This is a genomic window from Novosphingobium sp. FKTRR1 (genome assembly GCF_020404405.1).
Classification (GTDB): domain Bacteria; phylum Pseudomonadota; class Alphaproteobacteria; order Sphingomonadales; family Sphingomonadaceae; genus Novosphingobium.
In genome coordinates this window covers 85149-98731 of record NZ_JAIZDA010000004.1, presented here as the reverse complement: position 1 = coordinate 98731, position 13583 = coordinate 85149, and the positions used below count along the sequence as shown (strand labels likewise).

The window sequence follows — 13583 nt, the reverse complement described above, 5'->3', positions numbered from 1 at the left end:
CAGATAAACGCAAATATTGCGCAAATGCGGGCGGGTTCAATCGGTCAGCAGCGCCAGATCATGATAGCCACCGCGAAAGAACAACAACGGATTGCCTTCTTCGCGCCTGCCCAGCGATTCGACCGCACCGACGACCAGCCAGTGATCGCCCACTTCGGTCACGCGTTCGATCGCACAGTCGATCCATGCGATGGCATTGTCGAGCAGCGGTTGGCCCGATTGCGTGGTGCCATGAGCCAGATCGGCGAACTTGTCTTCGCGGCGCGCGGCGAAGTGACGGCACAGGTCCAACTGATCGGCACCCAGCACGTTGACGCAGAAGCGCCCGGCTGCGGCCATCTTGGGCCAGGTGCTTGAACGCTTGTCGGGAAAAAAGCCGACCAGTGGCGGATCAAGCGAGATCGATGTGAACGATCCGATGACCAGCGCATGGCGCGCGCCAGCAGGGTCCACCGCCGTCACGACACAAACGCCAGTGGGATAAGCGCCAAGCACGCTGCGAAAAAGGGCGGGATCGATCATCCCGTTTCCGTGCTGGCAAAAGCGATTCCGGTCAACCACCTATCGGGGCGACCGATTGACTTGGAAGCTATTCGAAAAACGCCACGCAGCGCACTTCGATGCTCGAACGGGTCTTGGTATCGGGCAGACTGGTGTCATGAAACGCGGTGTGCGGACAACGCCATGTCACCGAATGGTCACTGTCCTGAAACTTGAACAGCAGCACATCCTCGGCGCTCATGTTCGAAAAGTACCACCAGCGATGTCGTTCGCGGTGCCGAAAGATGGTGGCGGCGATCATCTGATCCTCGTTCTCGACCGGAGCGACCAGCGCGTCACCGACCGGAAACTCGTCCACCACGAACAGGGTGTTTGAGGCGGTTTCCTCATCCTGCACGGTCCGGCCGTCGCAGACCGCCAAGGGCCAGTCCTGCGGACCGGGACTGAAGGTGCGCCATAGCGACACGCAGATGTACCGTTTATAGCCCGGCCCGTCAGGAAACGCCTGAGCATACATGCGCTGTGCGGCACGCTGCCCGGTGATCTCGTTATAATCGACGTGCGCCTCGCCCGCCGGGGGCTGGATCCCGCCGGCATGCACATAGCCTTCAACCTTTTCGGCAACTTGCGCCGACAAATCGGCCGAGGTGCGGATCATCCAACCCTGCGCCGCGGTGCGGCTCGCCCCGGTCAGGCGGGTCACCAGTTCCTCGACCTCGCGCATGTAGACCGCATCGATCGCCCCCTTGTCGGCAAAATCGGTAATGGCACTGGCATGGCGCCCCAATACGAACCCGTGGGTATCCAGCGCGAAGTGATCGCGGATCGGCATGCCGTCGCGCACCCTCGCCGGATAATCGAGGTATTCGCCGGTGTTGATCTCGGCCCCACGGCTGACATAGCGCCGGGTCACATGGTCGCCGGGGCCAAGGTAGCGGATCAGCGCCGGAGCACATCGCGCAGCCTCTTCGACAGGATCGGGCCGCGCCCCATCGGCAGCGACGGCTTGGTTGGCGAGTGTGGCCATGACATGCTCTCCGGGCAATGCGCCGCGTTCGTTGCGAAGGTCGGCTGAGAGCACGACTCATACACTTGTATAAACGGCCCTGCAAGCGATCGGAATGCGGTTCCAGCCCCTTGCGCGCAGCCCCGCGAACAGTCCATGTGCACGGACATGCAGCCCGCTTCCGACCCGACCCGCGATCGCCTGTTGCAGGCTGCCGAGCGCATCCTGCTGGACCACGGCGCCTCGGCGCTGACCGTGCGCCGGATCGGGGCGGTTGCCGGGCTCAACGGCACGCTGGTGACCTACCACTTCGGCTCGATGGCCCAACTGGAAGGCGAACTGGCCCGCCGCAATCTTCAGCCGATGGAAACTGCATGGCAGCAACTGGAGCAAGTGCCGGACGACATCGAGGCGATCGTGCGCGCCTGGCTGCTGCCGCTGCTCTTGCCAGCCGCATTCCATGCCGACGGTCGCGCTTTGCCCGTGCTGGACGAACTGGCGGCCCACGCGCGCAGCGAACTGCGCGAGGACATGATGCGAGCCATGCGTGCGGTGGCGATCCGCGTGACGGCGCGGCTGCAACCGCTGTTACCGCACATGGCATCGGCGACACTGGCGGCGCGGCTGCGCTTCATCGCTGGTGCGGCGCTAGGACCACCGCCGCGTGGCCAGCCATCGCAGATCGATGGCGACCAACTGGTCGCCTTTGCCAAAGCCGCGCTGGTGAGTTCTAGGTCGTAAACTCATAAATGGCGCCTTCGAGGCACCCGAACGGCGAAGATATCGGACGGAAGCGACCGCCGGGAAGGCTGGTTGCCTTTCCAAGGTTGCTTCCGTTCGAGATCGAAGCCGTTCGGGTGTCCCTTCGGGATTTACCTTGCGGTGAACTTCGTTTGACCAAAACGGCCCATTGCAGCGTCGGAAAGGCTTGAGATATCGACATATCCCTGCGCCTTCCCTCCTTGCACTGAGCCGTTTTGCTTCAAACCTCGAAGGCGCGATTTATGAGTTTACGACCTAGCGCTTGAGCCCGGCTTTCTCAGCCGTGCAGTCGGGTACGATCGGTCGGACATTTGCCAGCTCGGTGCGCGCGGCCGCAAGATCGGTCGAGAACGCCGTATCCTTGAGCAAGACGCGATAAGTGGCCTGCGCGACCACTTGTCCGGCGGCGACGTCGCTGGCCCAATGCACGTTGCAGACCCTTCGACTGTCGCCAAAGTCCTTGCCCCGCGCCAGCAATGCCGCTTTGTGGGCCGGAACCAGCGCCGCAAGCACCAGCCCCCAGCCCTGCCCGATCGCGGCATGGCCGGAAGGGTACGAGCCATTGGCGCGCAATCCAGCGGCCATGTCAGGCGTGCAGATCGGCTTGCCGTCTGTCATGAACGGGCGGGCGCGCTGGTACTTGGCCTTTGCCGCGCTGGTGGCGGCGGCAAAGTCGATCATCGCACGGCGCAAAAGCCTGTCAGTAACAGGCGTTGCGCTGGGCGAAATCTCGCGCCCTGCAGCGCAAGAAAATCCCGAAGTTGCGCGTGGACTGAACAAGTCCGCATCGCGCTTGGCCTGATCCCACCGCGGCTTTCCGAGCAAGGCGTGTGCTGCGCGGGCAAGCGCTTGATCGCGCGCCTCTGCCGGCGACTTTGCCGCTGGCGGCGGCTTAAGCAGGGCGACACTGTCGGGCAAGGCCGTTTGTGCAAGGTAGGGCTTTAGCGTTGCATTGGGGGCCGCTGCCGGCGTCAACGAAGCCACCGGTGCCGATTGCCCCAGCGATTGCCCGCCAGACAAGGCGCATAGTGCCAGCCCGGCCGCAACCCGAACCAACAGCCATCCTGCCCCGGTCAACTCAAGCCGCATTGCCATCGCCCCCGCCCGTTCCGGCCAGGCACCGGTCACGGTACCGCTGGTGGCCAAGGCCGAACGATGCACACCCCGTCCGCGATTGGCAACCGCAGACAGAACCAGAACACCTCAGAAATGGTGGGTGCAGAACGCCAGCAACAGGATCAGCGGCAACGGAATGCCGATTGCCCACAGGATGATCGAACGCATGGGAGTCTCCCGTTCGCGCGGCTGTCGATCAGCCGGGCACGACGGGTCAAACGCACGAAATGCACCCCGGTTCCGCGATCAGGCGCGCAAGCACCCTCCGACGGGACGAACCCGTCGGCATACCCGGCCTATTCCTCGCCCATCCGCAGCGCAGCGATGAAGGCTTCCTGCGGGATCTGCACGTTGCCGTATTCGCGCATCCGCTTCTTGCCTTCCTTCTGCTTTTCCAGAAGCTTCTTCTTGCGGCTGATGTCACCGCCATAGCACTTGGCGGTAACGTCCTTGCGCATGGCGCTGATGGTTTCGCGCGCGATTACCTTGGCACCGATGGCCGCCTGAATCGGAATCTTGAACATGTGGCGCGGGATCAGATCCTTCAGCCGCTCGACCAGATGGCGCCCGCGCGGATCGGCCTGGCTGCGGTGAACGATCATGCTCAAGGCATCGACCGGCTCGTTGTTGACGAGGATGTTCATCATCACCAGATCGCCTTCGCGCAGGCCGATCTGTTCGTAGTCGAAGCTCGCATAGCCACGGCTGATCGACTTGAGCCGGTCGTAAAAGTCGAACACCACTTCGTTGAGCGGCAGCTCGTATGAGACTTGCGCGCGACCGCCCACATAGGTCAGCCCGGTCTGGATACCGCGCCGGTCCTGACACAGCTTCAGGATCGAACCGAGATATTCGTCGGGCGTGTAGATCGTCGCCTTGATCCACGGCTCTTCCATCTCGCGGATCTTGACCGGATCGGGCATGTCCGAAGGGTTGTGCAGTTCGGCGGTCGTGCCGTCGGTCATCGTCAGGCGATAGACCACCGAGGGCGCGGTCGTGATCAGATCGAGATCGTATTCGCGGCTCAGGCGTTCCTGAATGATCTCAAGGTGCAGCAGGCCGAGGAAACCGCAGCGGAAGCCGAAGCCCAGCGCTGCGCTGCTTTCCATCTCGAAGCTGAACGAGGCGTCGTTCAGCCGCAGCTTGCCGATCGATTCGCGCAGCTTCTCGAAGTCTGCCGCATCCACCGGGAACAGCCCGCAGAACACCACCGGCTGCACTTCCTTGAAGCCCGGCAGCGCATCGACCGCGCCGCCCTTTACCGTGGTGATCGTGTCGCCGACGCGCGCCTGCGCCACTTCCTTGATCTGCGCCGTGATGAAGCCGATCTCGCCCGGCCCCAGTTCCTCAAGCACTTCGATCTTCGGTCGCATGCAGCCGACGCGGTCGATAAGATGCTCGGTACCACCGGCCATGAACTTGACTTGCAAGCCCTTGCGGATCACCCCGTCGATCACGCGAACAAGGATGACCACGCCCAGATAAGGGTCGTACCAGCTGTCGACCAGCATGGCTTTCAGCGGACGCGTGCGATCGCCGCCCGGCGGGGGAATGCGCGCGACGATCGCATCGAGCACTTCCTCGATACCGATTCCGGCTTTGGCGCTGGTCATCACCGCCTGGCTGGCGTCGATCCCGATGACTTCCTCAATCTCGGCGCGGACTTTCTCGGGCTCGGCGGCGGGCAGATCGATCTTGTTGATTACCGGCACGATTTCATGGTCGTGCTCGATCGACTGATAGACGTTGGCCAGCGTCTGCGCTTCGACCCCCTGTGCGGCGTCGACCACCAGCAGCGCACCCTCGCACGCGGCAAGGCTGCGGCTCACTTCATAGGCGAAGTCGACGTGGCCGGGCGTGTCCATCAGGTTGAGCTGGTAGGTGCGCCCGTCCTTGCCGGTATAGTCAAGCCGCACGGTCTGCGCCTTGATGGTGATCCCGCGCTCGCGCTCGATGTCCATGTTATCAAGCACCTGCTCGCTCATTTCGCGCGCGGACAGGCCACCGGTAAACTGGATCAGACGATCGGCCAGCGTCGATTTGCCGTGGTCGATGTGAGCGATGATAGAGAAATTGCGAATTAGCGCGAGGTCGGTCATGTCCGCGCCGTTAGCAGTGTGCAACCCTACTGTCATCACGAACGATCAGGCATAACGCCAAGATCGCGGGTGTCAGCCGACCCGGCGCTGCGGGACAGGCTCGGGCACCCGGCGCAGCGGACGTTGCGGCGCGGCAGCCGCGACGGCAGCGATCCGGCCATCGGCATCGATGTGCAGCGGATCGGAGAAGGCCACGCCCATGCGCTCGCCCGCCGACCAGCGGCACGTGGCGGTGACATGGTGCGCGTCAGCAAGCATGATGCGGAAGATCGTACCGGCCGGAACGTTCCACAGCCCTTCGATCAGCGCTCCGGTCTGGCTGATGTTGCGAACCATGCCGTCATAGCTGTGGCCGCCATGCTGGAGCGTGACCTTGCGCAGCATGGTCTGGCGCATCGGACGGGCCGAGCGTGGCCCATGCGCCACCACCACCGGCCCTGCCGCCAGCTTTTCCGCGGCATCGGCCGCTGACATCGGCCGTTCGTAGATGTAGCCCTGCACGTGGCTGACGCCGAGTTGGCGGATCAGGTCGAGTTCGTCGAGCGTTTCGACACCCTCTGCGGTGGTGTCCATCTCCAGCGCCTCGGCAAGGCTGACGATCGAGGCGATGATCGCGCCGTTGCGGCTGCCCGGCTGGGTGGCCCCGCGCACGAACGACTGGTCGATCTTGATCTTGTCGAACGGCGCGTGCTTGAGATAGCCGAGCGAGGAATAGCCCGTGCCGAAGTCGTCGAGTACCAGCCGCACGCCCAAGCCTTTGAGCGAGCGGAACATGGCATCGGTTCCTTCATCATCGTTCAGGAACACGCTTTCGGTGATTTCCAGCTCCAGCCGTTCGGGATCGATGCCGCTGTGGGCCAGCGCGCTTGTCACGATCGACGGCAGCGCCGGGTTGGAGAACTGGATCGGCGAGACGTTTACCGCCACCCGCACGTTGCCCGGCCAGCGCGCCAGATCCTGGCAAGCGGTGCGCAGCGCCCACTCGCCGACTTGCGCGATCAGGCCGGTCTCCTCGGCGATGGGGATGAAGCGGACTGGCGAGATCCAGCCCAGCTTGGGGTGATTCCAGCGCAACAACGCTTCGAACCCGGCGATCTTCTCGGTCGCGGTCTGGACGACGGGTTGATAGCACAACTCGAGCCCGCCGTGGGCCAATGCGTCGCGCAAATCCTCTTCAAGCTGGCGCCGTTCTTCGGCATCGCTGTGCAGATCGGGCGCATAGAAGTGGCAACGGCCACGTCCGCCGTCCTTGGCTGCATAGAGCGCAAGGTCGGCGTTGCGGACCAGCGCCTCGCTGGTCATGCCGTCCTCGGGGGCGATCGCAATGCCGACCGATGCGCCGATCATCACCCGACTGCCTTCGATCGAATAGGGCTGCGACAGGCTTTCGATGATGCGGTTGGCCAGATTGGCCAGCGCGGTCTTTTCGGTCTTGCCCGGCAGGATCACCTGAAACTCGTCGCCGCCAAGCCGCCCGACGCGACCGTCGCCGCCCACGCAATATTCCAGCCGCTGCGCCACCTGCTTGAGCAGGGCGTCACCCGCCGGATGGCCCAGCGTATCGTTGACCTGCTTGAAGCGATCAAGATCGAGCAGCATCACCGCGCACGTCCGCTGATGTACTTGCGGGGTGTTGAGGATCTTTTCGAGCGACTGCGACATGCGGAAGCGGTTGGACAGACCGGTCAGCGAATCGAATTGCGCCAGACGCGAAGCATGTTCCTGCGAGCGCTTCTTCTCGGTCAGGTCGGCACCCGAGCCGCGAAAACCCTGAAAGTTGTTGAATGCATCGTACGTCGGGCGGCCCGTGATCGACCACCAGCGTTCTTCGTCACGCGTCGATGCCCGCACGGTCAGATCGGCAAAGCTCGACCGCGCCGACAGGTGGAAGGCCAGCGTCCGCTCGCCCTCGCCCGCCTGTTCGGACAAGTTGAACAAGTCGGTGAACGGGCGGCCGACAAGGTCTTCCATCTTGCGGTGCAGCGTGTCGGCCACAGGTCGCGACAGATAGCTCAGCATCCCGCGCCGGTCGGTTTCCCAGAACCAGCCCTGGCCTGTTTCCTCGAAGTCGGCGAGTATCTCTTGCGCGCGGGTCTGGACCCGGCTGTCTTCCTCGGCCTTTTCAAAGGCGATGAAATCGATCTCGCGCTGGCGTAGATAGGCGCCGATGGCGATGACGCCGCCGATCGCCAGCGTGAACAGCGCGCCTGCACTGCTGGCTGCACACGTCACCCCGGACCAGAGCGTGACTTGCGCCGCCAGCACCCCGGACAGACGCCCGGATTGCATGACGGTGGCCAGCAGCGAGGTGGTGATCAGCAGCGCAAGGCATTGCAGCCATGGCACCGCACCTGATTCCGCCCACGCCGCGATGCCCCAGCCGTAAACCAGCATCGGCAAACCCAGCGTCAGGGTCATCAGCATCATGCGCGGACCGGTCGACAACCGCACCCGCCGCTCCAGCGACGCCGGGAGGTACCCAAGCAGCGCAAGTGCCGCTCCCAGCAGCGCGACTGCCGGTGCGTGAAGATCGGTCCAGGCATGGTTGACGGTGCCAACGCCGATCACACCGAGAATCATCGGCACGCTGATTTGCGGCCATTCGCGCGTGATCAACAACCGATAGGACGCATCGCCGAACAGGAACGCATCGCCTACGCGCTGGCGCGATTCCGCCCCGGTTCGCTTGCGTTGTGTGCGCCCATAGTCACGCGTAACGGTAGTTCCCGCTTGTTCACCACGTCCGGAGATGATGCTCTGCCCATGTTCCATGTCCTGCTGAATGCGTCATGCGGCTTTGATATTCGGTTAAGCCCACACTCGTCACACACGATTTAATCACGGTGTCGCCCCAACCTTGTCCCCCCGCGCCCTTTTTCCGACGCCGCCAAGGTGGTAGGCGACCGGCGGGGCAATCGGGCGGAGCGACATGGCGGACGGTAAAGCGAAGTTTTCGGTTGTCGGCGTGGCGGGACGGCGCCTGCGGGTGGGTCAATGGCACGCTGGCAAGGTGCTGGCGCATAGCGCAGACCCGCTTGCCGAAGGCGCGCATCGGCCGTTGGTACTGCTGAACGGCATCGGCATGAATATGGAGATGCTCCAGCCGGTCGCTTCATTGCTCGATGACAGACTGGTACTCAGTTTCGACGCGCCGGGCATCGGCGGCTCACCCGATCCGATCTTTCCCTACACCATGCAGCAGATGGCCTTGACCCTGGCCGCGCTGCTCGATCGGCTCGATCTGCCGGTGGTCGATGTGCTGGGCATCAGTTGGGGTGGTGCACTCGCCCAGCAGTTCGCCTTTCAGCATCGCGCGCGCACCGGTCGGCTGGTGCTGGCCGCCACGGCGCCGGGCGGGCTGACCATGGTTCCCGGCAACCCCGGCATGGTCGCGACCATGCTCGATCCGATGGAATACTCGGTCGAGCGCACTTTGCGGCGCAATCTGGCAGCGCTTTACAACGGCGGCGGGTCCGAGCGGGTATCGCTCAACGCCGCCAAGGCGCCCACTCCGTTGGGCTGGAGCTACCAGCTGGCCGCCTTTGCCGGGTGGAGCAGCCTGCCCTTCCTGCCCCTGCTCGATCTGCCCGTGCTGGTCATGGCCGATGAGGATGACCAGTTGATTCCCCCGACCAACGCTCAGGTGCTGCACGGTGCTATACCCCGCAGCCGACTGGAAATGTTCAAGGGCGGCGGCCACTTGTTCATGCTCGGACGCCCGACGCCTTTCGTCGAACACTTGCGCGCGTTTCTCGATCAACCAGACGCGGCGTGAAAAAAGCTCGGCTTCGGACGAAGGCCTCGCTTCCCTTTTGCCGGGCAGGCGATAGCATCCGGCCAAAATGACAACCTGCAACGCGCAGGGGCACCTCGGTATGGGAGACGGCATGCTGCATATTGCGATCATCGGTTCAGGACCGGCAGGGTATTACACGGCCGAAGCCGCGCAAAAGCAGTGGGGCGACAGCGTCCGCATCGACATTTTTGACCGGCTGCCGGTGCCTTACGGGCTGATTCGGACCGGCGTTGCCCCTGACCACCAGTCGATCAAGGGTGTCGCCAGACGGTATGAGACTACCGCCCTGTCTGACAATGTCCGCTTTGTCGGCAATGTCACGATCGGCCGCGATGTTACCATCGCCGAACTGCAAGAGCTTTATGACGCGGTAATTCTGGCCACCGGCGCCCCGCGTGACCGGCCGCTCGATTTGCCGGGCGAGGGTTTGGCCAACATCTATGGTAGCGCCGCCTTCGTCGGCTGGTACAACGGCCATCCCGAGTTCGCCGAACTTGATCCGGACTTGTCGGTCGATACCGCCGTCGTCATCGGGATGGGCAATGTCGCGCTCGACGTGGCGCGCATCCTGTCAAAGACGCGCACCGAATTCGCGGGAAGCGACATTGTCGCGCATGCGCTTGACCTGCTCGACACCTCACGATTGCGCAAGATCATCATTCTGGGTCGGCGCGGTCCGCATCAGATCATGATGACGCCCAAGGAGCTGGGCGAACTGGGCGACCTGGACCGGGCGCGACCACATGTCGACTCGGCGGATCTGCCCGAACCGGCCGACGACGCGCTGCTCGAACCCGGCATCCGCAAATCGGTGGGCCATCTGCGTCGTTTTGCCGAACCGTCCGGCGGAGCCTTCTTCGGCGCACACGATATCGAGATCGACTTCCGATTCTTTGCCGCACCGCACGCCTTGATCGGCACCGACCGGGTCGAGGCGATCGAGGTCGAACGGACCACGCTGGTCGATGGCCGTCCGGTCGGCACCGGCAAGATCGAGCGGATTCCGGCCGGGCTGGTCGTCAGTTGCATCGGTTACCGCACCGAACCCATTGCAGGAGTGCCCTTCGATGAACGCGGCGGGCGCTTTGCCAATACCGACGGCCGCATCGTGCACGGGCTCTATTGCGTGGGCTGGGCCCGGCGCGGCCCGTCGGGCACGATCGGCACCAACCGGCCCGACGGCTTTGGCGTTATCGAAAAAGTGGCCGAGGACAAGGCAGCCGGGGCGTTCGGCGAAAACGCGCGCGAAGGCGGCGGCGGCTTTGATCGGCTGGCCGCGGCGCGCGGGCTGGAAGTTGTCACGTTCGGTGACTGGAAACGCATCGAACAGGCTGAAACCGACCGCGCGCGGACCGGCGCGCCGCGTGAAAAGTTCGTCGATGTGGCCGAAATGATCCGGGCGTTGGGCTGATCCGGCGCGGCAAGCCCTCCCGCAAGATGGCTTGCCTTGCCGGGCAGATCATGACTTAATTGACCGGTTAACAAACGACGGACGACCGCTTCTCTACGAGTCGTCCGCGTTTCGTGGGAAAGGATCGGACCTATGGCTTCCTATGATCTCGTCATCCGTAACGGCACCATCGTCGATGGCACCGGCCGTCAGGGCTATTCGGGCGATGTCGCCGTTCGCGACGGCCTGATCGTCGCTGTCGGCACTGTAAACGGCACCGGCGCGCGCGAAATCGACGCCGCGGGCAAGATCGTGACGCCCGGCTTTGTTGATATCCACACCCATTATGACGGGCAGGCCACGTGGGATGCCGAGATGGCGCCGTCATCCTGGCACGGTGTCACGACCGTGATCATGGGCAATTGCGGCGTCGGCTTCGCCCCTGCAGCGCCCGACCGCCACGAATGGCTGATCGGGCTGATGGAAGGGGTCGAGGATATTCCGGGCACCGCGCTTGCCGAAGGGATCACCTGGGACTGGGAAACCTTTCCCGAATATATCGATTCGCTGGCCAAACTGCCGCGCGCGGTCGATATCGGGACGCAAGTGCCGCACGGCGCGGTTCGTGCCTATGTGCTGGGCGACCGCGAAAAGCCGGGCGCCGTGCCCACCGCCGACGATATCGCCAAGATGGCCAGCATCGTTGAGGAAGGCATTGCTGCCGGGGCCCTTGGCTTTTCCACCAGCCGCACCGTCATCCATCGTTCGATCGAAGGCGAAGTGGTGCCCGGCACCACCGCTACTGCCGAAGAGCTGATCGCCATCGGCAAGGCCATGGGCCGCGCCGGGCATGGCGTGTTCGAACTGGCCAGTGACATGCGCCGCGAATGGAACGAGTTCGAGTGGATGGGCTCGATCAGCCGGGAAACCGGCCTGCCGGTGGTCTTCGCCGCGTTGCAGTCGATCGCGCGCGAACACACGCTGGACGAACAAATCGCCGAAATGGACCGGCAAAACGCCACTGGCGCCAACATCGTCGCCGCCATCGCGTTGCGTGGCAACGGCGTGGTCATGGCCTGGCAGGGCACGATCCATCCGTTCCGCTTCCGCCCGGTCTTTGCCGAAATCGCCGACCTTCCCTGGGCAGAGCAATTGGCCAGCCTGCGCGACCCTGCGTTCAGGGCGCGCTTGCTGGCTGACGACAACGTCTATCCCGGCACCGAAATCGACCACCTCTACCGCCAGATCGCCGAAGGCTGGGACAAGCTTTATGAGATGGACGCTGATTTCGACTACGAACCGCAGGCCGACGCGAGTATTGCCGCACGCGCGGCGCTCAAGGGCGTCAGCCCGGCCGAATATGCCTATGATCTGCTGACCGCCGATGATGGCACCGGCTTCATCTACCACCCGATCCTCAACTACGCCGATGGCAACCTCGACTTCCTCGAAGCGCTTCAGAACCGTGACGATTGCGTCAACTCGTTGTCCGATGGCGGCGCGCACTGCGGCACCATCTGCGATGCGGCCAGCCCCACCTTCATGCTGCAACACTGGGTACGCGACCGCAAGCGTGGTGGTCGCCTCGCGCTCGAACACGCCATCAAGCGCCAGACGCTCGACACGGCGCGCCTTTATGGCCTTAACGATCGCGGCGTCATCGCGCCCGGCACGGTGGCCGACATCAACATAATCGACTTCGATGGGTTGCGGCTTGGCCGTCCGTGGCTGGCGTTCGACCTGCCCGCCGGTGGCAAGCGACTGCTGCAAAAGGCCGAGGGCTATCTTTACACCATCAAGTCGGGCGTGGTGACGTTCGACAACGGTACGTGGACGGGTGCGACCCCCGGTGCGGTGCTGCGCGGACCGCAACGTGCCGAAATCCTGGAGGCTGCAGAATGACCATTTCCGCCATTCGTATTGGCGCGCCCGCCACGCTCGACAGCCTTCATCTTGATACGCTGACCGATCCTGGTGAACCAGGGCCGGGGCAGATCCGCGTGCGGCTGCGCGCGTCGTCGCTCAATTTTCACGACTTCGCGGTCGTTTCCGGGATGCTGCCTGCAGATGCGGGGCGCATCCCCATGTCCGATGGTGCTGGCGAAGTGGTCGCCATCGGCGCAGGCGTCAGCGAGTTCAAGGTTGGCGACAGTGTCGTCTCGACCTTCTTCACCGACTGGAACGACGGCATTCCGCCTGCAACGGCCTTTACTGCCGTGCCCGGCGACGGCATCGATGGCTATGCCCGCGAAGAAGTCGTCACTCCGGCAACGTGGTTCACCCGCGCCCCTCTCGGCTATTCCCACGCCGAAGCGGCAACGTTGACGTGCGCCGGATTGACCGCATGGCGCGCCTTGTTCGTCGACGATGCGATCAAGCCGGGTTCGACGGTGCTGGTTCAAGGCAGCGGCGGCGTTTCGGTGTTTGCACTGCAGTTCGCCAAAGCGGCAGGCGCACGGGTGATCGCCACATCATCGTCGGACGCAAAGCTTGAACGGTTGCGCGAACTCGGCGCGGACGAGACGATCAATTACAAGGAAAACCCTGCCTGGGGGTTCAAGGCGTTGGAACTCACCGGCGGACGCGGGGTCGATTGCGTTGTCGAAATCGGTGGGGCAGGCACGCTCGATCAATCGATGTTTGCCACCCGCAACTTCGGCCATGTCGCGCTTATCGGGGTTCTGGCGGGCTTTGCAGGACCGGTGCAAACCGCGCTGCTGATGGCCAAGAACCTGCGCGTGCAGGGTTTGACCGTCGGCTCACGCGCCGACCAGCTGGCGATGATCGCGGGGATCGAGGCCAATGGCTTGCGTCCGGTCATCAGCGATCATTTCGCGCTGGCCGATCTAGGCGCGGCTTTCCGTCATCAGGCAGCCAACGCCCACTTCGGCAAGATCGTGGTCGACATCTGAT

The 13583-nt window shown here is 63.7% G+C and carries 10 protein-coding genes; 5 read left to right on the top strand and 5 right to left on the bottom strand.

What is annotated here, in order from left to right:
* Positions 1 to 36 precede the first annotated feature (36 nt).
* Positions 37 to 522, bottom strand: coding sequence for a flavin reductase family protein (locus LDN95_RS05930; protein ID WP_226016726.1), 486 nt, complete (start codon positions 520 to 522; stop codon positions 37 to 39).
* 67 nt (positions 523 to 589) lie between these two features.
* The gene (locus tag LDN95_RS05925; RefSeq protein WP_226016725.1) at positions 590 to 1528 is read right to left on the bottom strand and encodes a CmcJ/NvfI family oxidoreductase; all 939 of its coding nucleotides are present in this window, start codon (positions 1526 to 1528) and stop codon (positions 590 to 592) included.
* Between the two features lie 147 nt (positions 1529 to 1675).
* Between LDN95_RS05925 and LDN95_RS05920 the strand changes: the two genes are divergently transcribed.
* Positions 1676 to 2248, top strand: a complete 573-nt coding sequence (locus LDN95_RS05920) for a TetR/AcrR family transcriptional regulator (RefSeq protein ID WP_226016724.1) — start codon at positions 1676 to 1678, stop codon at positions 2246 to 2248.
* A gap of 276 nt (positions 2249 to 2524) precedes the next feature.
* Here the strand turns inward: LDN95_RS05920 and LDN95_RS05915 are convergent, their stop codons facing one another.
* The 3 genes from LDN95_RS05915 to LDN95_RS05905 form a co-directional block, all read right to left on the bottom strand.
* Complete coding sequence (locus LDN95_RS05915; RefSeq protein ID WP_226016723.1) at positions 2525 to 3415, bottom strand: phosphatase PAP2 family protein; 891 nt, start codon at positions 3413 to 3415, stop codon at positions 2525 to 2527.
* A 266-nt stretch (positions 3416 to 3681) separates the two neighbouring features.
* Complete coding sequence (gene lepA / locus LDN95_RS05910; protein ID WP_226016722.1) at positions 3682 to 5484, bottom strand: translation elongation factor 4; 1803 nt, start codon at positions 5482 to 5484, stop codon at positions 3682 to 3684.
* A gap of 72 nt (positions 5485 to 5556) precedes the next feature.
* Positions 5557 to 8256, bottom strand: a complete 2700-nt coding sequence (locus LDN95_RS05905; RefSeq protein WP_226016721.1) for an EAL domain-containing protein — start codon at positions 8254 to 8256, stop codon at positions 5557 to 5559.
* Positions 8257 to 8413: 157 nt separating this feature from the next.
* Between LDN95_RS05905 and LDN95_RS05900 the strand changes: the two genes are divergently transcribed.
* The 4 genes from LDN95_RS05900 to LDN95_RS05885 all read left to right on the top strand — a co-directional run bounded on the left by LDN95_RS05900 (position 8414) and on the right by LDN95_RS05885 (position 13582).
* Positions 8414 to 9259, top strand: a complete 846-nt coding sequence (locus tag LDN95_RS05900; RefSeq protein ID WP_226016720.1) for an alpha/beta fold hydrolase — start codon at positions 8414 to 8416, stop codon at positions 9257 to 9259.
* A 112-nt stretch (positions 9260 to 9371) separates the two neighbouring features.
* Positions 9372 to 10691 carry an FAD-dependent oxidoreductase gene (locus LDN95_RS05895; protein WP_226016719.1) on the top strand — a complete coding sequence of 440 codons (1320 nt, stop codon included), beginning with the start codon at positions 9372 to 9374 and terminating at the stop codon, positions 10689 to 10691.
* Positions 10692 to 10823: 132 nt separating this feature from the next.
* The gene (locus tag LDN95_RS05890; RefSeq protein ID WP_226016718.1) at positions 10824 to 12572 is read left to right on the top strand and encodes an amidohydrolase family protein; all 1749 of its coding nucleotides are present in this window, start codon (positions 10824 to 10826) and stop codon (positions 12570 to 12572) included.
* Positions 12569 to 13582, top strand: a complete 1014-nt coding sequence (locus LDN95_RS05885) for an NAD(P)-dependent alcohol dehydrogenase (protein ID WP_255630676.1) — start codon at positions 12569 to 12571, stop codon at positions 13580 to 13582. Before LDN95_RS05890 ends, LDN95_RS05885 begins: the two co-directional genes overlap by 4 nt.
* The last annotated feature ends 1 nt before the right edge of the window (position 13583 follow it).